The sequence below is a fragment of the Pseudomonas poae genome, assembly GCA_028869255.1.
Lineage (GTDB): Bacteria > Pseudomonadota > Gammaproteobacteria > Pseudomonadales > Pseudomonadaceae > Aquipseudomonas > Aquipseudomonas poae_C.
Genome location: CP110972.1, coordinates 1,408,562 through 1,433,919, shown reverse-complemented (window position 1 = coordinate 1,433,919; position 25,358 = coordinate 1,408,562). Strand labels below are relative to the sequence as shown.

Below are 25,358 nucleotides of genomic sequence, written 5' to 3'. Positions count from 1 at the left end.
GCCTGTACCCAGCCACTCGAGTTCCGCCATGTCCACACCGATTGCTTGCCTCGACACGCCTGCCGCCCTCGTCGATATCCCGCGAATGCAGCACAACATCCAGCGTATGCAGCAGCGCATGGGCAGCCTGGGCGTGCGGTTGCGCCCGCACATCAAAACCAGCAAGTGCCTGCCGGTGATCCAGGCCCAGATTGCCGCAGGCGCCAGCGGTGTCACGGTTTCCACGCTCAAGGAAGCCGAGCATTGTTTCGCCGCCGGCATCCGCGATGTGTTCTACGCCGTCGCCATCGCACCGGGCAAACTGCCTCAGGCCCTGGCACTGCGGCGCAAAGGTTGCAACCTGAGCCTGCTCACCGACAGCGTCCCAGGCGCCCAGGCGATCGTCGCGTTCGGGCAGCAGCATGACGAACGCTTGAACGTATGGATCGAAATCGATTGCGACGGCCACCGCTCCGGCCTCGCCGCGCAAGACCCGGCACTGCTCGACGTTGCACGCACCCTCAGCGATGGCGGCATGCAACTGCGCGGTGTGATGACCCACGCCGGCTCCAGTTACGAGCTGGACAGCCTGCCCCCCTGCAAGCACTGGCCGAGCAGGAACGCGCAGTCTGCGTACGCGCCGCAGAAAACATCCGCGCCAGCGGCCTGGCGTGCCCCGAGGTGAGCGTCGGCTCGACCCCCACGGCACTCTCCGCCCTGAACCTGGACGGCGTCACCGAAGTGCGGGCGGGCGTGTATGTGTTCTTTGACCTGGTGATGCGCAACATCGGCGTGTGCCAGGCCGATGAGTTGGCACTGAGCGTGTTGACCACAGTGATTGGCCATCAGCCGGACAAAGGCTGGATCATCACCGACGCCGGCTGGATGGCGATGAGCCGCGACCGTGGCACCCAGCGCCAGCGCCAGGACTTCGGGTATGGCCAAGTGTGTAGCGAAGCGGGCGACTGGATCGAAGGCGCGCTGGTCACCGGCGCCAATCAGGAACACGGCATCGTCACCCTGGGCGGCGCCGCCCATGACGATCTGGTCACGCGCTTCCCCATCGGCAGCCGGCTGCGCATCCTGCCCAATCATGCCTGCGCGACCGGCGCGCAGTTTCCGGACTATCACGCCGTGGACGCTGACGGCGGCGTGCACACGTGGAGCCGTCTCCATGGCTGGTAATTGCTCAGTCTCAAAAAGCGATGTGCTGATCATCGGCGGCGGCATCATGGGCGCGTCGTCGGCGTTTTTCCTGCGGCGGCGCGGCTGCTCGGTGACGTTGCTGGAGCGCGATCAGATCGGCCAGTACGCCAGCGGTGTGAACTTCGGCAATGTACGCCGCCAGGGCCGCTACCTGGGGCAACTGGAGCTGGCCAATCGGTCGTGGGCGCTGTGGAAACGCCTGCCGGAGCTGATCGACGACGACCTGGAGTTCATCCCCAGCGGCCACATGCGCGTGTGCTACCGCGAGGATGAAATCGCCGAACTCGAGGCCTACGCCGCCGCACCGGAAGCCGCGCAACTGGACCTCAAAATCTATCGCGGCGCCGAGCTGCACCGACGTTTCGGCTTTCTCGGGCCGGACGTGAAAGGCGGCTCCTATGCGCCGCACGATGGCCACGCCAACCCACGCTTGGCCGCGCCGGCGTTTGCCCGCGCAGCCCGGCGCCTGGGCGCGCGCATCGAAGAAAACACCGAAGTGGCCGATGTCGAAAAGGTCAACGGCCTGTTCCACGTCACCACCACCGACGGGCAATTATTTGTCGCCGAACAGCTGTTAATTACTGCCGGCGCCTGGGCGGCCAGGTTGTCCGAGCGCTTCGGTGAACCAGTGCCGCTGGAGCCCAACGGCCCGCAGATGTCGGTCACGGAACCGGTGCCCTACGCCTTGCCTACAGTGATCGGCGTGTTCACCAAGATCAAGGAAGAGGTGATCTACTTCCGCCAGATTCCACGCGGTAACATCATCATCGGTGGCGGCGCTCGCTGCACGCCGGACATGCTCAACCGACGGGCGTTTTTCAAACCCGAGAGCCTGCTCAACCAGATGCGCCAGATGAAACGGCTGTTACCGGGCGCCGAGAAGCTGAACATCATCCGCGTGTGGAGCGGTATCGAAAGCTATACCCCGGACTCCCTGCCGGTGATGGGCCCGAGTGGCAGCGTGGACGGGCTGTTTTATGCGTTCGGCTTCTGTGGCCACGGCTTCCAGCTCGGCCCAGGGGTTGGGGATGTGATGGCCGAACTGATCAGTACCGGCAGCACCAGCACCTTGATCAGCCCCTTTGATATCCGGCGGTTTACCCAACCTTCGACGGTGCCTGCCAACGCTCCCACCACAGGAAAACTGATATGAACCACGCCTATACGTATCGCCCGGCCACTGCCGCCGACATGCCCGCCGCCCACGCGCTGTCCGTGCACCTGAAATGGCCGCACCGCGAGGAGGACTGGGCGATGGTGCAGCGCACGTCCGAGGGTTTTGTCGCCGAACATGATGGGGCGTTGGCAGGCGTCGCGTTCACCTGCCATCAGGGTGCTTATTCTTCCATCGGCCTGGTGATCGTCAACGCTCAGCACCAGGGCAAAGGCATCGGGCGCCGGTTGATGAACCTGTGCCTGGAGGCTACGGCCCCGCGCACGCCGATCCTCAATGCCACTGAGTCCGGGGCACCGCTGTACACCAGCATGGGCTTCCTCGACTTTGCGCGCATCCAGCAACATCAAGGCGTGCCGCAGATACCCCTGATCGATTCCAACTGTCGCGAATTGAGCCTGGCCGATTACCCCGAGGTGATCGAACTGGCGAATGCCGGCAGCGGCCTGGACCGCACCGTGGTACTCAACGATCTGCTGCCGAAGGCCGAGCACGTAGTGGGCATCGAGGCAGACGGGCAACTCAAGGGGTGCGCCCTGCTCCGCCGGTTTGGTCGGGGCCACCTGATAGGTCCGGTGGTCGCGCAAAACCAGGAACAGGCCAAACAGTTGATCACCCACCTGCTGCGGCGGATTCCGGGGGCCTTCGTACGCTTCGACATTCCCACCGCCTGCGGGTTGGCCGACTGGCTGGAAAGCCTGGGCCTGCCCTGCGTGGATAAAGCCCCGCGCATGGTGCTGGGCGTGCCGCCGCAATCGAGCGGCGGCATCACCCAGTTTGCGCTGGTGACACAAGCCATCGGCTAGCTCGCCAGATTCAGCAGATTGTCCCTTGCAGCGGTGAATAACGGCATCTTTGGGCTGGAGCCTTTTGCTAGCTTAGCCACATACAGAGCGGTGCTGTTCGCAGCACCTATTAACGCGCCAGGGAGCCCGTTGGATGACCACATACGCTTCGAACAGCTACAGCGCTGATGCGCAAACGTCCCAGCAGTTTTACATCGACGGCCGCTGGGTGGCCCCGGCCATTGCGGCCAGTTTGCCGGTGGTCAATCCGGCCAGTGAAGCGGTGGTTGCCGAGGTCGCACGCGGGTCGGCTGAAGATGTCGATCGGGCCGTCGCGGCAGCGCGTGCGGCGTTTGCCGGTTGGTCGGCGACCAGCGCGGAGTCAAGAGCAGAGGTGCTGGGGAAAATCCACGCGCTGATCCTTGAGCGCAAAGAGCAGCTGGCGCAGGCGCTCTCCCTGGAGATGGGGGCGGCCATCGGTTTTGCGCGGGCGATGCAAGTGCCGCTGGCGGCCGAACACGTTCGGGTCGCCCGTGACTTGCTGTCCAGCTATCGCTTCCAGACCGTTGAAGGCGGCACTGCCATCGAGCGCGAACCCATCGGCGTCTGCGGGCTTATCACGCCGTGGAACTGGCCGTTGTATCAAATCACCGCCAAAGTCGCCCCGGCCATTGCCGCCGGCTGCACCGTGGTGTTGAAGCCCAGCGAACTGTCGCCCCTGAGCGCCCTGCTGTTTGCCCAACTGGTGCATGACGCCGGCCTGCCGCCTGGGGTGTTCAACCTGGTGAACGGCAGCGGCGCCGAGGTCGGTGCTGCCATGGCGGCGCACCCGGATATCGACATGATATCCATCACCGGCTCCAACCGCGCCGGCGCGCTGGTTGCCCAAGCGGCCGCGCCAACGGTGAAGCGCGTCACCCAGGAGTTGGGCGGCAAGTCGCCGAATGTCCTGCTGCCCGACGCCGACTTCGCCAAAGCCGTGCCGTTGGGGGTGATGTCGGCGTTTCGCAACGTCGGGCAATCCTGCAGCGCGCCGACCCGAATGATCGTGCCCAAAAACCGCCTGGCCGAAGTCGAAGCCTTGGCGGCGGCAACCGCCAATGCGCTTATCGTGGGTGACCCGCAATCGGAAGACACCCAACTGGGGCCGATTGCCAACGAAGCCCAGTTCAATCGGGTCCAGGCCATGATCCAGGCCGGCCTCGACGAGGGCGCGAAACTGGTGTGCGGCGGGCCTGGGCGGGTGGCGGGTTTTGATAAAGGTTTCTATACCCGGCCGACGGTTTTCTCTGAGGTGGACAGCGCCATGCGCATTGCCCAGGAGGAAATATTCGGCCCGGTGCTGTGCATCATTGCCTATGAGACGGTGGATCAAGCGGTCGCCATCGCCAACGACACGGTCTACGGGCTGGGCGCCCACGTTCAGGGACAAGACCTGACCCTGGCACGCGCCGTGGCATCGCGTATTCGTGCCGGGCAAGTGCACCTGAACTACCCCGCATGGAATCCGATGGCGCCGTTTGGTGGCTACAAACGCTCGGGCAATGGTCGGGAGTATGGCGTGCAGGGGTTCGAGGAATATCTGGAAACCAAGGCCATTGTGGGGTTTGGTGAGTGATTCAGAGGGGGGGCGAGCAGAACCTGCCTGACTGGAATCGGCCTCTACACACGTTTCCAAGGGGCTATCACCTACCCATGTAGCGAGCGGGCTTGCCCGCGTTGGGTTGCGCAGCAACCCTGGAACCTGCACCTCGGTTAATCCTCACACAGTGCGGCGGCGCTTATTGGGGCTGCTGCGCAGCCCAACGCGGGCAAGCCCGCTCGCCACAGGAGCGGAGGCAAGGTGTAATGGCAGTGCCGCAAGCGTCAACGCTTTTTTGCAGGGCGTTCGTTTGCAGAACCTGCCTGACTGGAATCAGCCTCTACACACGTTTCCAAGAGGCTATCACCTACCCATGTGGCGAGCGGGCTTGCCCGCGTTGGGTTGCGCAGCAACCCTGGAACCTGCACCTCGGTTAATCCTCATACAGTGCGGCGGCGCTTATTGGGGCTGCTGCGCAGCCCAACGCGGGCAAGCCCGCTCGCCACAGGAGCGGAGGCAAGGTGTAATGGCAGTGCCGCAAGCGTCAACGCTTTTTTGCAGGGCGTTCGTTTGCAGAACCTGCCTGACTGGAATCGGCCTGTACACACGTTTCCAAGTGGCTATCACCTACGCATGTGGCGAGCGGGCTTACCCGCGCTGGGTTGCGCAGCAACCCTGGAACCTGCACCTCGGTTAATCCTCACACAGTGCGGCGGCGCTTATTGGGGCTGCTGCGCAGCCCAACGCGGGCAAGCCCGCTCGCCACAGGAGCGGAGGCAAGGTGTAATGGCAGTGCCGCAAGCGTCAACGCTTTTTTGCAGGGCGTTCGTTTGCAGAACCTGCCTGACTGGAATCAGCCTCTACACACGTTTCCAAGGGGCTATCACCTACCCATGTGGCGAGCGGGCTTGCCCGCGTTGGGTTGCGCAGCAACCCTGGAACCTGCACCTCGGTTAATCCTCAGACAGTGTGGCGGCGCTCATTGGGGCTGCTGCGCAGCCCAACGCGGGCAAGCCCGCTCGCCACAGGAGCGGAGGCAAGGTGTAATGGCAGTGCCGCAAGCGTCAACGCTTTTTTGCAGGGCGTTCGTTTGCAGAACCTGCCTGACTGGAATCGGCCTGTACACACGTTTCCAAGGGGCTATCACCTACCCATGTGGCGAGCGGGCTTGCCCGCGTTGGGTTGCGCAGCAACCCTGGAACCTGCACCTCGGTTAATCCTCAGACAGTGCGGCGGCGCTTATTGGGGCTGCTGCGCAGCCCAACGCGGGCAAGCCCGCTCGCCACAGGAGCCCGCTCGCCACGGGAGCCTGCTCGCGACAGATTAGGGCACGTGGCGAGGCTTCAGGCTTTTACGTTCTGGCGGATATTCCAGCCAAACTTCACCGGCCCGCCGTCCTTGGCGCCATCGGCCTTTTGCGGCTGGTAGCTGACGTCGACGGTGGCGAAGTTCAAGGCAATGCTGTCGTACAACACGTCATCGCTACTTTCAGCACCAGTGCCGTAGGACACCACCATCACTTCTTTCAGAGTGATCACCAAGTACTCCACCGGGCTGGCCCCGCCCGCCTTGCGTACCACCAATCGCGCCTCCGGGTAATGCTTGCCGCTGGCGCAGGCCATCATCAAGTTGGGGCTGGATTTATCCAGCGGTTTTGTCAGGTTCAAGTTATTAAAATCAGCCTTGCCCGCACCGCCACCGCTGCCGGAATGCATCGAGCCGGTCTGCGAAAGCCCCCATGCCCACCGAGTGATATCGATCTCCTCGCGATGCGCCTGGTCGCGTGATTCGCCCTTGATATCGCCGAGTTTCAAAAACATATCGACTGCCATGTGTGCTCCCTCTCCTGTCATGCGTCGGTGGTGACGTGGGTCGCACTTTTCCCGAATCGGGGCGGTGTTCACAAGGTGGTAAAGCGGATTCAGGAAGCGCCTTCCGGCAAAAGACGAAACTTCCGACATCCATCGGGGGCGCCGCATCTTTACTCTTTCGACTCCCGCCAATCAGGAGTTAAGGAATGACTGCCGCCCTGCTCAAGGATGGATTCCCTTCAGCCCATCTCACCACGCGCCAACGGCTTGAAAGCAGCATCGACCTGCGCCGGTTGTTCTTCGCCATCGACACCGACCCGGCGCTGATTGGCGCGGGCGTGGTGTATATCGATGAGGCGTTCAATGTAGTGGTGCTGCGTGAGTTTCAGGCGATTTGCAGGGTGCAGCCGATCAAGGTGGTACTGCGTGAGGCGCCGAAGTACGTGGGGGCGGTGGAGTTCAAGCGGATGTTGGAGCATGAGCCGCGGGAGTCCAAGTTGGTGATGGAGGCGGTGAAAACAGCAGCCGCATGTACGGGAGCGGCACTGAGTTGGATGGTCGTTACCGGCGGGTTTGTACTGATGCCATTTACGGCGGGAACAAGTGCGGTGATTACGTTTATTGGTCAGGCCGCCATGGCTGCCAGCATCGCCCAATGTTTAATTGGTGTAGGTAGAACCGGCACCGAAATGATCTCGCCGCAAAGTCTTGACCGCCTAGACAGCGAAGCATGGTTCCAGGCAGTAACCGCCGTGCTGGATGGCGTTACATTTTTGGGAATCGGGGCATCAGCGTTGACTACGGTAAAAGCGATCAACGTCAGTACAAAAGCAACGGGACAGCCCCTAACGCAGGTGCTGAAAAGACTCACCCGACAGGAGCGAGCGAAACTCAATGATGAATTGCTCAGAATCCAAGACCCGCGATTGACAATCAAACTGCTCAAGCTGAAACAGGCCGCTGGCACCGCCTCCAAGCGTATCAGCGCGACAGATATGCGACACGCAACGGCCAACCACATTAGAGATGCATTGGCTGCAACATTAGGACTTACCAACGCTATTGCTATCGGACTCTATGAAGAGTTCAGCCAATGAAGAAGCAGAGAGCACTAAAAGCCCTGGAGAAGATGGGGCACAGCAGTAGGCTTTCCGACTTAAATACGCTGAGCGGAAAAAATCTCTTCTACTCGGTGTTCTACATTGAAGACCCACGACCGCTGCGTAAACGTTACGGTCCTGTGATGGGTGGATGGATGCTTGCCGGGTGTTTTTCAGTTGCCATGACCGGGTTGCTGATATTGGACACTTATCTGTCACGAGCCCCTGAGGATGCGACGCTACGCAATTGGTTTTTTAGCGGGTTGGCAATACACGTGGTGTTTTCTATTGCCCAGATACAGGTGCTATACGGCCGCCCCCACTGGGCCTGGGTCAATATCGCGATCTACCTCATCTGCCTGCTGGTATCACTTCCCGCCATCGCCTACCGCCCCAACACTTATCTTTACTCGATGGCCCTCCTCTCCCCCCCTGCTCGGTCTGCTGATCATCAACAGCAACCGCTGCCGCGAACTGCGGCAAAAGTCGGTGGAGATACGCCAAAAGCGCGAAGCCATCATCGCGACCCTGAAACAACAGGGTCGCTGGAAATGGTGGTAATTATTCCCCTTAACCCACCGCCAACAACCGCCCCGGAATATCCGCCAACAACCCCCGCGTGTAGTCACTGGCAGGCGCGGCGAAAACCTGTTCGCAGGCGCCTTGCTCCACCACCCTGCCCGCCTGCATCACCACCACATGGTCGGAAATCTGCCGCACCACTGCCAGGTCGTGGGAAATAAACAAATAGCTCAAGCCCAGTTGCGCCTGCAACTGCGCCAGCAAGGCCAAAATCTGCCCCTGAATCGACGCATCCAGCGCCGACAGCGCTTCATCCAGCACCAGCAACTGCGGCTCCAGCGCCAACGCCCGCGCAATCGCCACGCGTTGGCGCTGCCCACCGGATAACTCAACCGGGCGGCTGCCCAGCAGCCGCGCCGGGAGTTCTACCTGCTCCAGCAAGCTCGCTGCCCGCTGCCGCCGCCAGGCAGCATCGCCGATATCAAACGCCTGCAACGGCTCGCTGATGATCTGTTCCAGGCTCAGCCGTGGGTTCAGCGATGCATAAGGGTTCTGGTAGACCACCTGGATCTGCCGCCGCAACGCCAGCCATTCGCGGCGCGATACGTGGCTGATGTCCTGGCCGTCAAATACCACGCGGCCGCTGTCGAGTTGCTCCAGGCCGAGAATCAAACGGGCCGTGGTGGATTTGCCCGACCCGGACTCCCCCACCAAGCTGGTAGTGCCATGCCGTGGCAGGTGAAACGATACGTCATCCACCGCCAGCGGCGCCGGTTGGCGCCAGGTGGAGAAGTCCTTGCGCAGCCCGTGCACCGTCAACAGCGGGGACGCATCGGCACTCGCCGCACTCACCGGCCGCCGCTGCTGCACCAACCGACTTGGCGCGGCGTGCAACAATTGCCGGGTATAAGTGTGCTGCGGCGCCTCGAACACGCGGCGGGCGTCGCCGGTTTCGACGATGCGTCCCTGGTGCATCACCAGCAAACGGTCGGCACGGTCCAGCGCCACACCCAGGTCATGCGTGATCAGCAAGACCGCCGTGCCGCGCTCGCGGGCCGAGGCTTGCAGGCGGTCCAGGATCTGCCGTTGCACCCCTACATCCAGGGCGCTGGTGGGCTCGTCGGCGATGACCAGCGGTGGGTCGTTGGCCAACGCGATGGCGATCAACACCCGCTGGCGCATGCCGCCGGAGAGTTGATGGGGATAGCCACGCGCCACGCGTTCGGCGTCTACCAGCCCGACTTCGCGCAGCAGCGCCAGGCTGCGTTGGCGCGCCAACGGCTTGGGTACGCCATGCAGGGTCAACGCCTCCACCAATTGGTGGCCGATGCGCTTGACCGGGTCCAGGGACAAACCCGGGTCCTGCGGCACAAAACCCACGCTACGCCCGCGAATGCTTTGCCACTGGCGCTCGCTGGCCGTGGTCAACTCCTGACCCGCCAGGCGGATGCTGCCGGATTCGACCTGCGCGTTACCGGCCAGCAAGCCCACCAGGGCCGCCGCCGTGGTGGATTTGCCCGAACCGGACTCGCCGACAATCGCCAGGATCTCCCCGGCCTTGAGTTGAAAATCAATCCCAGCCACGCCCTCAGTGCGCCCGTCGCGGCCGTGGTAGGCGATGCGCAGGTCGCGCACCTCCAGCAAACTCTGCTCGGTCATCGTCCAGCTCCTTGATCCTGCTGCAACGCCCGCGCCAGTTGGTTGGCCGACACCACCACCGCCGCCACCACCAGGCCCGGCAGGCTGGTGTACCACCACGCGGCAATCATGTAGTTGCGCCCTTCCGCCACCAACAGGCCCCATTCGGGTTGCGGCGGCGGCGCGCCAAAACCGAGAAAGCTCAGGGCCGACACCGACAGCACTGCGCTGCCGAATTCCAGCGCGGCCAGCGCCAGCACCGGCGCGCTGGCGTGGGGCAGGATATGCCGCACGATAATGGTCCACGGCCCCACGCCACAGGCCGACGCGGCCTCGACAAAGGTACTGGCCCGCCAGCGCAACACCTCGCCGCGCACCAGGCGGGCAAAGGTCGCCACTGAGGACAAGCCCACCGCCAGGGCGATGTTCAGCGTGCCGAACCCCAGCACCGTGATCACCGCCATCGCCAGCAGCAACGCGGGGATCGCCATCAGCACTTCCACGCAGCGCATCAGCAGCGCATCCACCCAGCCGCCAAAGAACCCCGCCAGCACGCCGAGCACGATGCCGCTGAACAAGGCAATCAGCACCGCCAGCAAGGTGGCGCGCAAGGACAGCCCGGCGCCGTACACCGTGCGGCTGTAAAGGTCGCGGCCCAGATGGTCGGTGCCGAACCAGTGCGCCGCAGAAGGACGCTGCAATGCATCGGCCGGCACCCCGAGCAAGGGGTCAACATGCGTGAACAGCTGCGGCCACAGCGCCCAACCCAATACCAGCAGCAGGACGATCACGCCCAACGGCAACAACGGGCGGCGGCGCAACACACCAAAGTGTCGCGGGCGAGACAAAACGGCGGTCAGTGCAAGGCTCATCGTGCGGCTCCGCGAATACGTGGGTCGAGCAAGGGGTACAGCAGGTCCACCAGCAGGTTGACCGCGATAAAGATCAGCGCGGCCAACACCACCACGCCCTGTACCACCGGAATATCCTGGGTGCTGACCGCGCCCTGGGCCAGGCGCCCGACGCCTTCGCGGGAGAACACGGTCTCGGTGACCACCGAGCCTGCCAGCAGCGAGCCGACAATCACCCCGCTCAAACTGAGGATCGGAATCACCGCGTTATGCAGCACATGGGCGAGCAGCACGCGCAGCGGGCTCAGGCCCTTGGCGCGCAGGGCGTCGACAAACGGCAGGCGCGAAGTGGCGGCCAGGGAACGCGCCAGCACCTGGGCGATCACCGCGCTGGTGGGGATCGCCAGGGTCAGCGTCGGCAATACCAGCGAGGCCAGGCCCTGGTTGCCCATGGCCGGGAACCAGTGCCAGCCGAAGGAAAACCACTGCAACAGCAACAGCCCGACCCAGAATGTCGGCAACGATACGGCCACCGCCGGCAACCCCAGCAGCAGGTCATGCAGCCAGCGCCGACGGGTCAGGCTGGCGACCAGCGCCAGGCTCACCCCCACCACCAGCGCCACCGCCAACGACACCAGCGCCAGTGCCGCGGTCTTCGGCAAGGCCTCGGCCAGTGACGCCGACACCGGCTGGCCACTCTGGATCGAGTTGCCGAAATCCAGCTGCACCGCGTGCCACAGGGCAATGCCGTACTGCACCGCCAGCGGCTCGTCGAGGTGGTACTGCGCGCGCAACGCCGCCACTTGCTGCTGGTTGAGCGTGCTTTGCTCGCCGCTCTGGTTGAGCATGATGCTCACCGGGTCGCTGGGCAGCGCATACAGAATCACGAACGACAGGCTGAACGCCGCCCACAGCACCAGCAACGCTTGGCCGCCACGGGCCGACAGGTACAGCAGCGTGCCCCTCATGGCTGCAACCAGGTATCGAAAAACTGTAGGCGCGACGACGCCTCGTAGTGCAGGCCCTGGACCTCTTTGCCGTGGGCCAGCACGGTCGCCAGTTCCACCAACGCAATCGCATGGCCGTCACGCAATAACAGCTCGCTCGCCTGATCGATCAGCGCCTGGCGCTGGGCGCTGTCGAGAGTCTCGGACGACTCGCGCAACAGCTGGTCCACCGCCCCCGGCTCACGCTTGTTGATGTTGTAGCCCTGGGCGTAATACACCGTGCGCAGCACGTCCGGGTCGGCGCGGGTCAGGTTGAGAAAACGCACACTGAAATCGCCCCCGGCCTGAATCGCCGTGACCTGGCTGATGGTGGATTTATTCAACTGGAAGTCGATGCCCACGGCTTTGAGCTGCTGCTGCACCAGTTCCAGGATCGGCGTCTGCTGCCAGTAGTCCAGGCGAAACGCCAGCCGCTTGCCGTCCTTGACCCGCACCCCATCCGCGCCGACTTGCCAACCGGCCTCCTCCAACAGCTTGCGTGCGACCTCCGGTTCGTAGGCCAGCAGGCTGGAAAAGTCGCGGTACAGCGGCGTGCTGCTAGCGAGCAAGGCTGTCGCCGGTTTCTGGTAGCGGGAAATAATGCGCTGCAACTGCGCCCGGTCAATCGCCTTGTTCAGCGCCTGGCGCACCTTGATATCGGCGAACAACGGTGTCGATTCGTTCAGCGCCAGGTTGAACACCACGCCTGGGTTGGCCCGGGTCAACAGCACCAGGCCCTGGCCCTCGATGCTCGGCTCATCCTGGGGTGCGACACTGGTGTTCACCTCGATCTGTCCGGACGCCAGGCTGCCCAGGCGCACACCGGATTCGGGGATGATCAGGAATTCGATGCCCTCAAGCCACGCCTTGCCCTTGTGGGCAGCCAGCGACGAGCCCCAGGCGTAGTCCTCGCGACGCGTCAGCGCGACCTTCTGGTTATGCACGAACGACTTGAGCACAAACGGCCCCGACCCGACCAATTGGCCCTGGCACCGGTCACCGGAGGGCAACGCCAGGTTGGCCGGCGACAACAACCCCAGGGTCATGGTCGAGGTGGCTTGCAGGAACTGCGCATTCGGCTGTTCGAACTCGACCACCACCGTGTGGCTGTCCGGCGTGTCGATACGCTTGAGGCCGGCGAGGTAGGTCGAGCCCAGAATCGAACGTGCGCCCAGCGCCACGATGGCCTCCAGGTTGGCCTTGACCGCCGCCGCATCCACCGCCGCGCCGTCGCTGAAGGTCTCGCCCTGGCGCAGCACGAAGGTAAAGCGCCGTGAATCCGCGTCCACCGTCCAGCGCTCGGCCAGCCACGGCACGATAGCGCCGGTGAGCGGGTCCTGGTCGGTGAGCGAGTCCACCAGTTGCCGCCCCACATTCAGCGCCGTGTTATTGCCGGCCTGCTGCGGATCGACACATTGCGGGTCGCCGTCCAGTGCTACGCGCAAGGTGCCGCCGCTACGGGGTTTGGATGCGTCGCCCTGGCTGACCTCGCCGGAGGGGCCGCCGCACGCCGCCAACAGCAGCGCCAGGATTGCGACTGAAAGCTGCCTCATGCCTGCGCTCCTTGATGACGGTTGGCGATATACGGCAAACCGAGGTTTTCGCGCAGGGTCCGGCCCTGGTACTCATGGCGAAACAGCCCGCGCCGCTGCAACTCCGGCACCACGCCGTCGGCGAAGTCAGTGATGCCTTGGTGCAAGCCGGAGAACATCACGTTGAAGCCATCGGCGGCGCCGTTTTCGAACCACTCCTGGAAATCATCCGCCACGCTCTCAGGCGTACCGATCAGGATGCGATGCCCACCGGCAGTGAGCTTGTTGAACAGCTCGCGCACGGTCGGGCGCTCGCGGCGGATCAGGTCAAACACCAGCTTCTGCCGGCTCTTGTGGGTGTTGGTGTCGAACTGTTCCGGCGGCAACGGCACCAGCGAATCAAACGGCAACTCGGACAAATCGAACCCCAGGCTGGTAAAGCGCGAGATCGAACGGAGGAACGCCTTGGGGTCTTGCAGCTCCTGCAACTGATCGTATTTGGCCTGGGCTTCGGCCTGGGTGCGGCCGATCACCGTGGAGACGCCCGGCAGCACTTTCAGGTGCTCGGGGTTGCGCCCCAGGCCGGCCGCCGTCTGTTTGATTTCGCGGTAGAACGCCTGGCCCTGCTGCACCGTGTGCTGGGCGGTGAAGATCAACTCACCGGCCCGTGCCGCCAGGCGCCTGCCGGCGTCGGACGAACCGGCCTGGGCAATCACCGGGTAGCCCTGCACCGGCCGCGAGGCGTTGAGCGGGCCCTGCACCTGAAAGTGTTTGCCGTGGTGGTTGAGCACGTGCAACTGGTCGGTATCCAGCCATTGCCCGGAGGCTTTGTCCTGGATAAACGCATCGTCGCCCCAGCTGTCCCACAGGCCGGTGACCACGTCGTAGAACTCTTCGGCGCGCTCGTAGCGGTCGGCATGCTGGATGTGATCATCACGGTTGAAATTCTCGCCGCCGCCCAGCGACGTCACCAGGTTCCAGCCCACCCGGCCACCGCTTAAGTGGTCGATATTGGCGAACTTGCGCGCAATGTTGTACGGCTCGTTGTAGGTGGTGCTGGCGGTGGCGATCAGGCCGATATTGCGCGTGGCCAGCGCCAGCGCCGGCAGCAGCACCAGCGGGTCCCAGCGCACGCTGTTGGGCCCGCGTGCCAGGGCCAGCGGGTCGAGGTCGACGTTCACCGAATCGTTGAAAAACAACGCATGAAAGCGCGCCGCCTCGAGCTTCTCGGCGATCCAGCGGTAATGCTCGAAGTCGCGGAACGAGTCACTGCCCGCACTCGGGTGGCGCCAGGCGGACCCCATGATCCCGGCACTGGGGATGAAGGCGCCGAGCAATATTTGTCGATCTTGTTGGCTCATGTCGCAGTCCTCATCAGAAGTTGTAGGTGGCGCGGGTGTACCAGAACGCACCGTACGGATCGAACGGCGAGATGCTGCCGAACTTCGGAAAGCCGTTGATATCGCCTTGGGGGAATGCGTTGTTGTCGGCCTTGACGTTAAGAATGTTGTTGGCGCCTACCGCCAGGTTCAGGTCCTTGGTCAGGTTGTAGGCCACCTCCAGGTCGGTGAGCCACTTGGCGCCGTAGGTCACGTCATAGGCGGGGTTGGTGTCGCGGGCGATCACCTTGTCGTAACGGGTCAGGCCGGCGTTGATGTCGAACTTGTCGACCTTCCAGTTGGCACTCAGGATCAGCTTGGTCTTGGGGTTGGCCACGGTCAGGTAACCCTGGGCCACACGGTCGAACAGCACCAGGCTGCTGCCCACGGCGGTGAGCGCGGCGGGCGTCGACTTGATGCTGTCGATCGTGGTTTTGTTGTAGTTGGCGGCCAGCCCGTATTTGACGCTGCCGAAGGCGCCGTAGTCGACGCGGTAGTCGGTGACCAGGTCGATGCCACGGGTGGTGGTGTCGGCGGCGTTGGTGAAGTATTTGACCCGGTAACCTGGGCGGTAACCGTTGGCCTGCAGGATCTGGTCGACGCCGTTGCCGAACAGGAAACCGGTCTGGGCAATGCGGTCGCTGATTTCGATCTGGTAGGCATCCACGGTGATATTGGCTTGCGGCACCGGCTTATAGGCGAAGCCGAGGCTGATGTTGCGCGACTTCTCCGGCTTCAGGTCCTCTGCGCCGAGCGCCTGGGCCAGCGGTGAATCGACCCGCACCGACTTGGCCTCGACAAACTGCGCCACGCCATTGACGGTGGTGTATTGGTTGGCGGTTTGCGCATACACCGACTGCGACAGCGACGGCGCACGAAAGCCGTTGCTCAAGGTGCCGCGCAAGGCGAATTCCGGGGTGAAGTCATAGCGCATCGAGAGCTTGCCGCTGCTGGTGTTGCCGGAGCTGTCGTCGTAGTGCTCGAACCGCCCGGCCACGCCCACATAGAATTTCTCGGTGGGGTTCAGGCCCAGGTCCACATAGCTGGCGTAGCTGTTGCGGCTGGCCTGGCCTTCGTCCTCCGGGGTCAGGGTAATCGCGCCCTGGGCGCCTACCGCCCCCGGTTGCCCGGCCAGCGGGCCGCTGGGGTAGGTATAGCCGCCATTGATATACGACAGCGGGTTGCCCGACTCGGTCTTGTAGCGCTCGTGCCTGTGCTCAAGGCCGGCCGACACTTGCAGCGGCTTGCTCAGGCCGACTTCAAAGGCGCGGGTCAGGTCGAGGTTGTTGGTCCACTGGTCGAAATAGTTGGTGTAGGTGGTGAAGTGGGTCGGGCTTGACGGGCCGAGGGACGCGTTGAGGGTCTCGTCGGCGCCGGCCACGCCTTTGTCGCGGCCGAAAGTGGAGCTGAGGTCCCAGTTCCACTCGGCGACCTTGCCCTTGCCGCCGGCCGCCACCTGGTAGTCGGTTTCGCGCAGGGTGTAGAACGGCGCGGTGCCGTCCGGGTAAATCGACGGGATGATATTGGTCGAGTTCGGCCGCCGGTAGTTCTGCCCGCCCCGTGCATCGCGGTTACTGAGGGTGGAAAACGAATACAGGGTCACATCGTCCAGCGGCAGTTCGGCGTTGTAGGCGACGTTAATTGCCTTGATTTTCGGCAGGCCGTTTTTCTGCACATCCTTGTCGTTGGCCTCACGCGGGTCGGCGGAGCCGTCAGGCTGGCGATAGTAGAACGCACCGGTCGCATCCCGGGCGCGCACGGCGGTCTGCTGGGACTTGGCGTCCAGCGACAGGTTGAAAAAGCCGTCGTTGGGCAACGCAAAACCGTTGTTGAAGGTCTGGCGAATGGTGCCGCCGTCGCCCTTGGTGTATTCGCCGTAGGAGGTGCTGACCGAACCGCCATTGTCGTTCTGCTTGAGGATGATATTGATCACCCCGGCAATCGCGTCCGAGCCGTACTGCGCCGAGGCGCCGTCGCGCAGCACTTCGATATGGTCGATGGCGCTGACCGGGATCATGTCCAGGTCCACCGGGTTGGTGCCGTAGGCTGCCGTGGAATCGAGGTTGATCACCGCGCTGTTGTGGCGGCGCTTGCCGTTGACCAGCACCAGCACGTTGGAGCCGTTGAGGCCGCGCAGGCTGTAGGGCCGGGCGATACTGTCGTTGGAGGAGCCCGATGGCCGCTGGGAAAACGACGGCAGGGTTTTCTGCAAGGCAGCGCGCAGGCTGCTGGAGCCGGTTTTTTCAAGCTGCTGGGCGCTGATCACGTCGATCGGCGCAGGGCTGCTGGTGACGGTGCGCGCCTCGCTGCCGCGGGAGCCGGTGACGATCACCGTGTCCAGGGTGTCATCGCCGGCGCCATAGGCGGGCAACATGGAAAAACCAGCGAACATCAGCGGGGCGAGTTGCAGGGCGGATCGGTAGGCAATGGGTTTCATGGCAGGTCAACTGTTCAGAATAGGGTTGAAGTCGTCGCGCCACAGCGGTCGTGCATCGACGCTCTGGCTGATCAAATGGTTGGCGTAAAACAGGTCGGCCACCTGTTGCTGGGAAGCCATGGCGTCGGCATCGATACCTTGCAGGCGGCCCGGCCGGCTGCGCTGCTGGAACTGGCGCAGGTACAGGGCACGGTCGATACCGGTCAGCGCTTCACTGCGCTCGGCCCAACGTTCGGGGTGGGCGTTGACCCAGGCCCAGGTGGCTTGCTCACGCCGCAAGAAATCGCCTACCTGGCTGCGGCGTTGAGGGTTGGCCAATACCTGTTGCGTGGTCGCAATCACGTAATTGCCGGAGTAGTAGCGACTGACGTCCGCCAGCAGTTCGCCGTCCATCTGGCTGGTGGCTTGCAGCGCACTGATGCCGCCGGTGGCGATGGCGTCCACATGGCCGTTGCGAAACGCCGTGAGCGCGTCCTGCATCGGCAGCGGCACCGCCGTCACATCGGCCAGGGACAGGCCGTTCTGCGCCAGCATGTTCAACACGAAATAGTGGGTGTTGGTGGCCCGTACATAGCTGATGGTCTTGCCCTTGAGGTCCTGGACCGTACGGATGCCGCTGGTTTTTTTCACCACCAGGCTCGTGTCGTTCTGGTCGCCCTGGTAGAGCGCCACCAGCGCAATCGGCACCTTGGCGATCGAGGCGAAAATCGGCGGGATCTCGCTCATGAACGCATAGTCCAGGTGGCCGCTGCTCAAGGCTTCCAGCACCAGGTTGCCGCCGCTGATATCCACCCATTCCACCGGGTAGGGCGTGTCGGCCTGGCCGGCGTCGGCCAGGAACGACGCGGCTGTGCCCTTGTAGCGCCACACGCGCAGGGGCTCGGCCGCTTGGGCGCCCAGCAGGGATGCGGCCGCGAGCGTGCCGCCGGCCAGCAATAATTGCCGACGAGTCAGGGTGTGCATGGCGGGCGCCTCAGTTGAGCAGGTCGGGTTCTTCGGTACGGATCTGGTCCCACAGCGGCAGGAAGTTGAGCCAGGCGAAAAACTCATGGCGCGCCTTGTCGATGCCGCCTTCCAGCGCATCTGGCGCAGGCACCAGCGGCGTCCCGGCCGAACGCGCCAGCAGGTGCACGCGGGCGGTGTCTTCGGCGAGGATGAAACGCCAGGCGGCGCTTTCCACGGTTTCACCGGTGACCCACAGGCCGTGGTTCTGCCACACCAGCAGGTTGTTCTGGGCGAAGGTCTCGACAAACGCCTGGCTGACGATGTTGCGATCCTGCTCCAGCGCGCCGCCGGCGGTGCGCAGGGCATGGCGCGCAAAGATCACCTGGTCATTGAGGAAGGCCCCGGACTCGGCGGTAATCGGTTCGAACAGCTGGCCCAACGACGACCACACCCGGCCATGGAAACCGTGAAAGTGCGCGATCCCCACCACCTCCGGGCGTGCCTGTTGCAAGTCGTGGTGCAGCTCCAGCGCGCTGGTATTGAGCAAGCCTTCGCCCTCCACCACCTGGCCCTCGCCATCCACCCGCAGCAGGTGCGACACGGTGATCTGCGAGAACGGTACGCCCAACGGGTTGATCCAGTAGTGCTCGGGGTGGACCGGGTCGCGGGCGGTGAAATGCCCCGCCACGCCTACTTCAAAACCGAGGCGCCCGAACAGCCGGTAGGCGGCGGCCAGACGTTGTTTACGGTGCAGGCGCTCTTGCAACGGGTCGTCAAGTTTGGGCACGGCGCCCAAGGCCAGGCGATTGTTGGCGTAAGGCAAGGTGTAGATGGTTTGCGGGAACAGCGCGGAATGACTCATGCGGGCAACCCTGATCAGGCAGTTTTTTATAGGCGAACGAAACCGTGGCTCGGCGAAGGCCGGCGACGAAAACGCAAGGACGGTGTGGCGGCGGGAAGTGCGGTCAGGTCGTCATGATCAGGGGGCCCCTCGCAGGTGATTACAGCGAATGCTCTCCTCCACCATGCGAGGGGTCGGGTCGAGTGTGTCGTTAGAGAAATATCTCTGTACTGAAAGATATTCGTCTAAGAATCGTCTGTAAAAGGCTTTGTAGTTATATTCTAATAATCAGCTTTTTTAATATCTAACATCAAAAATAATCAAAAAAACGCATTAACAAAAATCAACCCCCAATCCAAATGTGGGAGCGGGCTTGCCCGCGAAAGCAGTGGGTCAGTCAATAAATTACCGCCTGACACACTGCTTTCAAGCACTGGCGCACTCCCCAATCGTTGACCGCGTTCAGGCCGCACGCGCCGCCGTATGCCGATTCACCGGCACCGGTAACCCCAGATGCCCCCGCAACGTACTGTGGCTGTACTCACTGCGAAACAACCCACGCTCACGCAGCAGCGGCAGTACCTGATCGGTAAACCGTGCAAAGTCCTCCGGTGCGCCCACATGGATATTGAAACCATCCACCGCGCCTTCAACAAACCAGCGCTCGATCTCGTCCGCCACGGTCTTGGGCGAGCCGACAAAACTGGAGAACGGCTTGGCAAAACGCAGCGCCGCCTGGCGCAAGGTCAGCTTCTGATCACGGGCCACTTGCTTGATGTTCTCGGCGTGCCCGCGATAGCCGTTGCTGCCCAGGTCGCCCAGCTCCGGGAACGGTTCATCCAGCGGGTACTGGGTGAAGTCGTGGTAGTTGAACGGCCGCCCCGGTTGCACCAGCGCTTTGTTCAGGTCCAGCTCGCCATTGCGTTCGCGGTCGATGGCCTGGGCCTGTTCGTCGGTGTCGGCAATGATCGGCGAAATGCCCGGCAGGATGGTCACGTGATCCGGGTTGCGCCCGGCAGCGGCGGTGCGTTGTTTGATGTCGCGGTAATACGCCTGCGCGTCCTCGAAGTTACCCACGCCGGCAAAAATCCCCTCGGCATAATTCGCCGCCAGGCTGCGTCCGGATTCGGAAATCCCGGCCTGGAAAATCACCGGCTGGCCCTGGGCCGAGCGCTGGATATTCAACGGCCCGGTCACCGAGAAAAACTCGCCATGGTGGTCGAGGCGATGCTGACGCTGCGGGTCCAGGAACACCTTGCTCGCCTTGTCCCGCACAAACGCGTTGTCCTCGTAGGAATCCCACAGCCCTTGCACCACGTCCAGGTGTTCGGCCGCACGGCGGTAGCGCTCGGTATGGTCGATATGCTGTTCAAGGCCAAAGTTGCCGGCCGCGCCTTCCAGGCCGGTGGTGACCACGTTCCAGCCGGCGCGACCGCCGCTGATCAGGTCCAGGGAAGCGAACTGGCGCGCCACGTTGAAGGGTTCGGTATACGAGGTGGTCAGGGTGGCCACCAGGCCGATCTTCGACGTGGCACCGGCCACCGCCGACAGCAGCGTCAGCGGCTCCAGGCGATTGAGAAAGTGCGGCGCCGAATCCGCGGTGATGTAGGGGCTGTCGACGATGAACACCAGGTCGAACTTCGCCGCTTCGGCCTGCTGGGCCTGGGCGCGATACCAGTTGATATCCACACTGGCGTCGCCTGGGATCTGCGGGTGCAGCCATTCGTTTTGCGCGGTGCCGACGCCGGTAAGGATGGCGCCGAATTTGAGTTGCCGAGGGGATATGGGCATTGCACTGCTCCTTCATGGATGAACATGAACCACCGTGGCGAGCGGGCAAGCCCGCTCGCCACGACAAGCTTTATCGCTACAACAATTCAAACGGTTCGGGCGGCGATGGCTTCGACTTCCACCAATGCGCCAGGCAAGGGCAGCGCCACTACTTGCAGGGCAGTGCGTGCCGGTTTGTTGGGTTGCTCGGGCGTGCCGAAAAACTGCGTATAGCCGCGCTGCAAACCCGCGAAATCGAGCTTGCCGTCGGTCTCTTCGGCGCCCACCAGGAACACGCGCAGTTGCACGATATCGCCAAGATCCAGGTCTTGCTGGCGCAGGATCCGGCGCAGCTTGTTGAACACCGACACCGTCTGTACTTCGGTATTTCCATACACCCCCGGCACTTGCGGATCAGCCGGGTCGGGCAAGGTGCCGCTGACAAAAATCAGGCTGGCGGAGGCCGGTACGGTGACGGTCTGCGAAATCGGAAAATCGCCGACGCTGGTGCGTTGAATGCTGTCGCTCATGGTTAAGCTCCTTATGAGGCGGCCAATGCCGCAAGGTGTGTTTGCCGGGTAACCCGTTCAGCCAGTTGCGCAACCACATGACGCGCCGAGTTGGCCGCCGATTCCTGCCAGATGCCGACGCCGCTTTGCACCAGGCCGTCGCCGGCGAAATACACGCGGCCATGGCCTTGCTCCAGCAGGGCGCTGGCGTCAGCCGGGAAGTGTTCGCGTTGCAGCCACGGGCCTTCACTGAAGGGGATCTGTTCCCAAGACACCGCCAACGGGTGGCGCAGGTGTTTGGAATAGCCCGGATGCAACAGCTCCACAGCTTCCCTGGAGGTGGCGTACTGCTGGTCGAACGGCCGTGCGCCAAACACATCGGCGCCCTCCCCGGTCACGTAGCCCGCTACCAGCAAACCTTCGCGGGTGTTGAGGTCGTTGCTCGGATACCACAGCAGGCGCGCCGGGTGCTCGATCCACGACAGGCCGCCGTAGGTGCGGTAGTCGGTCTCCCAGAAGCGCGGCGATTGCCACGCCACCTTGGTTGCCTGATCGCTGCGGGTGGTGAGCAAGGCGGCCTTGATCGGGTCGCTGAAATCGGTGTCGAGTTTGGCCAGCAGCGGCAGCGGCAAGGTCGAGACCAGATAGTCGGCACGCACCACGTTTTCGCGGCCGCTGAGCTGGTCGTGGTAGGTCACCGCCACGCCGCCTTCCAACTGGCGGATTTGCCGCACTTGGGCGCCCAGTTGGACATGCCCGCGCACGCGCTCATAGAAGGCGTCGGTGATGCGGTCCATGCCGCCGACCGGCTGGAACATGGTCGCCGAAAACTCTGGAAATTCGGTGTGCAGCAACGCGCCCCACAGCTCCGGGTGCAGCAATTGATCCAAGGCCAAGGGGCTGCGGCTGGCGGGCAAGGCGCCGGGATGCGCGGGGGATTCAAGGTGCCCCGAACGAATCGTGCCCTCAAAAGCCAGCTCCTGGGACAGGTCGCCATACACCTGCAAAAACGCCAGCAAGCGCGTGCGTTCATCGCGGCTCAACACATCGTCGAGGGCGTCGCGCTGTACCGCTTTGGCCAGCAACCCGGACACGTGCCCACGCACATCGTTGATCGCCTGGCCGACGGTAAATGCCGGCTGTTGCAGATCCGGCCGCACCTGGGCGCCATGGCTGCTGTTGACCAGCACTTCCAGCGGCACACCCAACTCACTGCAGTAGTCGAGAATGGTCCGATGCTGGCTGGGAATCCTTGCCGGGCCGGCGTTGAAATACAGGCCCTGGTCGAAGGCCACGGTTTGCGTGCGGCCGTCCTTGTAGTCCACGCGGTCGCCGTGGCGCAGGGTCCAGGTGCGCCCGCCCACGCGGTCACGGGCCTCCAGCACTTGCACGCTGAACCCGGCGCGGGTCAGCTCCAGGGCGGTGACCAAGCCGGCAATCCCGGCGCCGAGCACCAGCACGCGAGTGCCTTGCCCCAGGCCGTCCTTGAGCTTCAGCGGTTGCGGCCGTCGGTGTGACGACGGCCCCAGACCCAATACCGCCAGCGCGTCCTTGAGCGCTTTTTCGCCGCCTACCGCAGCCAGGCTGGAGAGCGCTTCACGTCGTGTCAGTCCCATGTCGATTCTCCTAGTCCGGCAGTCCCGGTGGGTTGATCAGCGACTTGTCGACACGCTCCACGTCCAGGCCCCAGCGTTGCAGCACCTGTTCGTATTGGCCGCCGGCAATCGCGCCTTCCAGGGCGGTGTGGATCGGTTTGACCAGGCCGTTGTCCTTGCGCGTGGTCACGGCGATATCCGCCTGCAATGGCCAGCCACCGTTGACGGTGCCGACACGCTTGATGCCGCCCGTGATCGCGGCGGAATAGGCGTACACCGAGTTGGGCCCGAACAGCGCATCGCTGCGCCCCGACTGCACCGCCAGCTGCGCGGCGGCCTGGTCGTCGAAGTACTGCAACAACGCGGGCTTGATGCCGGCCTTTTCGTTGGCCTCGTTCCAGGCCAGCAGGACTTTTTCCTGGTTGGTGCCGGAGCCGACGATGATCTTCAGGCCGGCAATATCTTGCGCCTGCTTGATCTCGCTGATCTTGCTGGTGCTCTTGACGTAAAACCCGAGCACGTCCTGGCGATAGGTGGCGAAGTCAAAGCGCTTTTTGCGCGCCTCGGTCACGGTGACGTTGCTGATCACCGCGTCATATTTGCCCGAACTCACGCCCAGCGGCCAGTCCTCCCAACTGGTCTGCACCACGTTGAGTTGCAGGCCCAAACTATCAGCGACAAGCTGCGCCGTGTCGGCTTCGCTGCCGATGGTGGTCTTGTCGTCGTTGGCCAGCAGCGCCAGCGGCGGCCCGGCCACACCGGACACAGCCACGGTGAACTTGCCCGGCTGGGCGAACTTGAAGCCCGGCGGGATCTGCGCGATGGCCGCTTCGTTGCGCGGCACATGGATGCGCGGGCGGTCGGGGCTGAGGTCGACCTGTTGCACGGCGAGCGCACTTTGCGCGGCACTGACGGCCAGCGTCAGCAAGGCCACGCGGGCGGTATTGATCAACATGGGCAGTCACTCCTTGAACTAAAGCACCTTGCCGAGAAAGGCCACGGTGCGGGGATGTCGGGGTTGGCGGAAAATCTGTTCGGGCGGGCCCTCTTCGATCAGTTGCCCGTCGCAAAGGAACACCACGTGGTCGGCCACCTCGCGGGCAAAGCCGATCTCGTGGGTGACGATCACCAGGGTCACGCCCAGCCGGGTCAGGCCCTTGATCACATCGAGCACCTCGCCCACCAGTTCGGGGTCGAGGGCGGAAGTCGGTTCATCGAACAGCAGCACCTTGGGGTCTAGCGCCAGGGCGCGGGCAATGGCCACGCGTTGCTGCTGGCCGCCGGAGAGTTGGCGCGGGTAGGCATCCACCTTGTCCGCCAGGCCGACCTTGGCCAGCAGCTCGCTCGCTTTGGCCTGCGCCTCAGCCTTGCTCCAGCGCTTGTGGGCCAGCGGCGCTTCGGCGACGTTTTCCCAGGCGGTGAGGTGCGGGAACAGGTTGAAGTTCTGGAACACAAAACCCACGTCGATGCGGCGCTTGAGAATCTCGCGCTCCTTGAGCTCAAACAGCAGATCGCCCTTGCGCCGATAGCCCACGTATTCACCGTCGATGGTGATATGCCCGCTGTCGATCTTCTCCAGGTGGTTGATGGTGCGCAGCAAGGTGGATTTGCCCGAGCCGGAAGGCCCGAGAATCACTGTGACCTTGCCCGGGTCGATGGTCAGGTCGATGTCTTTCAATACCTGCTGGTTGCCAAAGCGCTTGCCCACGCCCTGGATCTGGATACGGCCTGCGCGTGCTTCAGCCATGGGTCTTCTCCTTCAGCCAGGCGCGCAGGCGCTGCAACGGCGTAGGCGGCAGCACACGCGCGGTGCCGCGTGCAAAGTGGCGCTCGACGTAGTACTGGGCGCTGGTGAGCACGGTAGTGATGATCAGGTACCACACGGTGGCGACGATCAGCAGCGGGATCACCGCCTGGGTGCGGTTGTAGATGACCTGCACGGTGTAGAACAGCTCCGGCAGGGCCAGCACGTAAACGATGGACGTGCCCTTGACCAGGCCGATGATTTCGTTGAAACCCGACGGCAGAATCGAGCGCAGCGCCTGGGGCAGGATGATCCGGAAAATCCGCCGCGAGGCCGGCAAACCGAGGGCCGCCGCCGCTTCATGCTGGCCGGCGTCGACACCGATCAGGCCGCCGCGAATGATCTCTGCCGCGTAGGCCGCCTGCATCAGGCTCAGGCCCAGCACGGCCACGGTGAATTGGCTGAGTACATCCACCGTCGACCACTCGGCGAACACCACGCTGGTGAACGGCACGCCGAGCACAATGTGGTCATACAGATACGCAAAGTTGTAGAGGATGATCAGCACCAGCAGCGCCGGCATCGAGCGGAAAAACCAGATATAGCCCCACGCCAGGGCCGCCAGCAGTGGCGAACCCGACAGCCGCGCCAGGGCCAGCGCGGTACCGAGGATGATGCTGAACACCGTGCTCAGCAGTGTCAGCAGCAGCGTCTGGCCGAGGCCGCGCAGCACCGACGGCGAGAAAAACCACTGGCCGAACACGCCCCACTCCCAACGCGGGTTGGTGGCCAGGGAATGCACAATGGCGAGCAGCACCAACGCGGCGAAGATCGACCCCGCCCAGCGCCAGAGATGCCTCGCGGGCACCACTTGCAGCGCTTTGATCGGTGTAGACACACGGGCCTGACGCACCGGGCTGGACGCGTCAATCAGGTCGTAGGATTTGGCAACGATGGGCATGTTTTATTCCT

The 25,358-nt window shown here is 63.5% G+C and carries 19 protein-coding genes and 1 pseudogene; 5 read left to right on the top strand and 15 right to left on the bottom strand.

The annotated features are described in order from the left end of the window. Positions 1-28 precede the first annotated feature (28 nt). The 4 genes and pseudogenes from LRS56_06735 (at position 29) to LRS56_06720 (ending at position 4,762) form a co-directional block, all read left to right on the top strand. Positions 29-1,164, top strand: a pseudogene (locus LRS56_06735) (DSD1 family PLP-dependent enzyme). Further along, positions 1,154-2,338 (top strand): FAD-binding oxidoreductase, encoded by a 1,185-nt coding sequence (locus LRS56_06730; GenBank protein ID WDU64191.1) that lies wholly within the window; start codon positions 1,154-1,156, stop codon positions 2,336-2,338. The pseudogene LRS56_06735 and the gene LRS56_06730 overlap by 11 nt, the downstream one beginning before the upstream one ends. Continuing rightward, on the top strand, positions 2,335-3,165 hold the full coding sequence (locus LRS56_06725; protein WDU64190.1) for a GNAT family N-acetyltransferase: 831 nt from the start codon (positions 2,335-2,337) through the stop codon (positions 3,163-3,165). The genes LRS56_06730 and LRS56_06725 overlap by 4 nt, the downstream gene beginning before the upstream one ends. Before the next feature lie 133 nt (positions 3,166-3,298). Then, positions 3,299-4,762, top strand: coding sequence for an aldehyde dehydrogenase family protein (locus LRS56_06720; GenBank protein ID WDU64189.1), 1,464 nt, complete (start codon positions 3,299-3,301; stop codon positions 4,760-4,762). A gap of 1,307 nt (positions 4,763-6,069) precedes the next feature. On the opposite strand, the gene LRS56_06715 is transcribed toward LRS56_06720, so the two are convergent. Further along, on the bottom strand, positions 6,070-6,558 hold the full coding sequence (locus tag LRS56_06715) for a type VI secretion system tube protein Hcp (protein ID WDU64188.1): 489 nt from the start codon (positions 6,556-6,558) through the stop codon (positions 6,070-6,072). A 185-nt stretch (positions 6,559-6,743) separates the two neighbouring features. Between LRS56_06715 and LRS56_06710 the strand changes: the two genes are divergently transcribed. Further along, positions 6,744-7,634, top strand: coding sequence for an NAD synthetase (locus LRS56_06710; protein ID WDU64187.1), 891 nt, complete (start codon positions 6,744-6,746; stop codon positions 7,632-7,634). 573 nt (positions 7,635-8,207) lie between these two features. Here the strand turns inward: LRS56_06710 and LRS56_06705 are convergent. The 14 genes from LRS56_06705 to LRS56_06640 form a co-directional block, all read right to left on the bottom strand. Further along, positions 8,208-9,818 carry an ABC transporter ATP-binding protein gene (locus LRS56_06705; GenBank protein WDU64186.1) on the bottom strand — a complete coding sequence of 537 codons (1,611 nt, stop codon included), beginning with the start codon at positions 9,816-9,818 and terminating at the stop codon, positions 8,208-8,210. Next, positions 9,815-10,669: an ABC transporter permease gene (locus tag LRS56_06700; protein WDU64185.1), complete on the bottom strand. Its 855-nt coding sequence runs from the start codon at positions 10,667-10,669 to the stop codon at positions 9,815-9,817. Before LRS56_06700 ends, LRS56_06705 begins: the two co-directional genes overlap by 4 nt. Continuing rightward, positions 10,666-11,616: an ABC transporter permease gene (locus tag LRS56_06695; GenBank protein WDU64184.1), complete on the bottom strand. Its 951-nt coding sequence runs from the start codon at positions 11,614-11,616 to the stop codon at positions 10,666-10,668. The genes LRS56_06700 and LRS56_06695 overlap by 4 nt, the downstream gene beginning before the upstream one ends. Beyond that, on the bottom strand, positions 11,613-13,187 hold the full coding sequence (locus tag LRS56_06690; GenBank protein WDU64183.1) for an ABC transporter substrate-binding protein: 1,575 nt from the start codon (positions 13,185-13,187) through the stop codon (positions 11,613-11,615). The genes LRS56_06695 and LRS56_06690 overlap by 4 nt, the downstream gene beginning before the upstream one ends. Then, positions 13,184-14,527: an LLM class flavin-dependent oxidoreductase gene (locus LRS56_06685; GenBank protein ID WDU64182.1), complete on the bottom strand. Its 1,344-nt coding sequence runs from the start codon at positions 14,525-14,527 to the stop codon at positions 13,184-13,186. The genes LRS56_06690 and LRS56_06685 overlap by 4 nt, the downstream gene beginning before the upstream one ends. Positions 14,528-14,540: 13 nt before the next feature. Beyond that, the gene (locus LRS56_06680) at positions 14,541-16,982 is read right to left on the bottom strand and encodes a TonB-dependent receptor (GenBank protein ID WDU64181.1); all 2,442 of its coding nucleotides are present in this window, start codon (positions 16,980-16,982) and stop codon (positions 14,541-14,543) included. Positions 16,983-16,988: 6 nt separating this feature from the next. After that, positions 16,989-17,945 carry an ABC transporter substrate-binding protein gene (locus LRS56_06675; GenBank protein ID WDU64180.1) on the bottom strand — a complete coding sequence of 319 codons (957 nt, stop codon included), beginning with the start codon at positions 17,943-17,945 and terminating at the stop codon, positions 16,989-16,991. A 10-nt stretch (positions 17,946-17,955) separates the two neighbouring features. Beyond that, a complete protein-coding gene (locus tag LRS56_06670; GenBank protein ID WDU64179.1) occupies positions 17,956-18,789 on the bottom strand; it encodes a class II aldolase/adducin family protein in 834 nt (277 codons plus the stop codon). Positions 18,790-19,230: 441 nt separating this feature from the next. After that, complete coding sequence (locus tag LRS56_06665) at positions 19,231-20,559, bottom strand: LLM class flavin-dependent oxidoreductase (protein WDU64178.1); 1,329 nt, start codon at positions 20,557-20,559, stop codon at positions 19,231-19,233. Positions 20,560-20,645: 86 nt separating this feature from the next. Beyond that, positions 20,646-21,068, bottom strand: coding sequence for a RidA family protein (locus LRS56_06660; protein ID WDU64177.1), 423 nt, complete (start codon positions 21,066-21,068; stop codon positions 20,646-20,648). 11 nt (positions 21,069-21,079) lie between these two features. Then, the gene (locus LRS56_06655; protein ID WDU64176.1) at positions 21,080-22,663 is read right to left on the bottom strand and encodes an FAD-dependent oxidoreductase; all 1,584 of its coding nucleotides are present in this window, start codon (positions 22,661-22,663) and stop codon (positions 21,080-21,082) included. Positions 22,664-22,673: 10 nt separating this feature from the next. Beyond that, positions 22,674-23,597 carry an ABC transporter substrate-binding protein gene (locus tag LRS56_06650; GenBank protein WDU64175.1) on the bottom strand — a complete coding sequence of 308 codons (924 nt, stop codon included), beginning with the start codon at positions 23,595-23,597 and terminating at the stop codon, positions 22,674-22,676. Positions 23,598-23,615: 18 nt separating this feature from the next. Further along, positions 23,616-24,389 (bottom strand): amino acid ABC transporter ATP-binding protein, encoded by a 774-nt coding sequence (locus LRS56_06645; protein WDU64174.1) that lies wholly within the window; start codon positions 24,387-24,389, stop codon positions 23,616-23,618. Next, the gene (locus LRS56_06640) at positions 24,382-25,347 is read right to left on the bottom strand and encodes an amino acid ABC transporter permease (protein ID WDU64173.1); all 966 of its coding nucleotides are present in this window, start codon (positions 25,345-25,347) and stop codon (positions 24,382-24,384) included. The genes LRS56_06645 and LRS56_06640 overlap by 8 nt, the downstream gene beginning before the upstream one ends. Positions 25,348-25,358: the final 11 nt, after the last annotated feature.

Excerpts from the sequence above, each read along its gene's own strand:
- LRS56_06655 (WDU64176.1), bottom strand. The coding sequence starts at position 22,663 with ATGGGACTGACACGACGTGAAGCGCTCTCCAGCCTGGCTGCGGTAGGC.
- LRS56_06695 (WDU64184.1), bottom strand. The coding sequence starts at position 11,616 with ATGAGGGGCACGCTGCTGTACCTGTCGGCCCGTGGCGGCCAAGCGTTG.
- LRS56_06705 (WDU64186.1), bottom strand. The coding sequence starts at position 9,818 with ATGACCGAGCAGAGTTTGCTGGAGGTGCGCGACCTGCGCATCGCCTAC.
- LRS56_06670 (WDU64179.1), bottom strand. The coding sequence starts at position 18,789 with ATGAGTCATTCCGCGCTGTTCCCGCAAACCATCTACACCTTGCCTTAC.
- LRS56_06680 (WDU64181.1), bottom strand. The coding sequence starts at position 16,982 with ATGAAACCCATTGCCTACCGATCCGCCCTGCAACTCGCCCCGCTGATG.
- LRS56_06725 (WDU64190.1), top strand. The coding sequence starts at position 2,335 with ATGAACCACGCCTATACGTATCGCCCGGCCACTGCCGCCGACATGCCC.
- LRS56_06675 (WDU64180.1), bottom strand. The coding sequence starts at position 17,945 with ATGCACACCCTGACTCGTCGGCAATTATTGCTGGCCGGCGGCACGCTC.
- LRS56_06730 (WDU64191.1), top strand. The coding sequence starts at position 1,154 with ATGGCTGGTAATTGCTCAGTCTCAAAAAGCGATGTGCTGATCATCGGC.
- LRS56_06685 (WDU64182.1), bottom strand. The coding sequence starts at position 14,527 with ATGAGCCAACAAGATCGACAAATATTGCTCGGCGCCTTCATCCCCAGT.
- LRS56_06660 (WDU64177.1), bottom strand. The coding sequence starts at position 21,068 with ATGAGCGACAGCATTCAACGCACCAGCGTCGGCGATTTTCCGATTTCG.
- LRS56_06665 (WDU64178.1), bottom strand. The coding sequence starts at position 20,559 with ATGCCCATATCCCCTCGGCAACTCAAATTCGGCGCCATCCTTACCGGC.
- LRS56_06640 (WDU64173.1), bottom strand. The coding sequence starts at position 25,347 with ATGCCCATCGTTGCCAAATCCTACGACCTGATTGACGCGTCCAGCCCG.
- LRS56_06690 (WDU64183.1), bottom strand. The coding sequence starts at position 13,187 with ATGAGGCAGCTTTCAGTCGCAATCCTGGCGCTGCTGTTGGCGGCGTGC.
- LRS56_06715 (WDU64188.1), bottom strand. The coding sequence starts at position 6,558 with ATGGCAGTCGATATGTTTTTGAAACTCGGCGATATCAAGGGCGAATCA.
- LRS56_06650 (WDU64175.1), bottom strand. The coding sequence starts at position 23,597 with ATGTTGATCAATACCGCCCGCGTGGCCTTGCTGACGCTGGCCGTCAGT.
- LRS56_06645 (WDU64174.1), bottom strand. The coding sequence starts at position 24,389 with ATGGCTGAAGCACGCGCAGGCCGTATCCAGATCCAGGGCGTGGGCAAG.
- LRS56_06700 (WDU64185.1), bottom strand. The coding sequence starts at position 10,669 with ATGAGCCTTGCACTGACCGCCGTTTTGTCTCGCCCGCGACACTTTGGT.
- LRS56_06720 (WDU64189.1), top strand. The coding sequence starts at position 3,299 with ATGACCACATACGCTTCGAACAGCTACAGCGCTGATGCGCAAACGTCC.
- LRS56_06710 (WDU64187.1), top strand. The coding sequence starts at position 6,744 with ATGACTGCCGCCCTGCTCAAGGATGGATTCCCTTCAGCCCATCTCACC.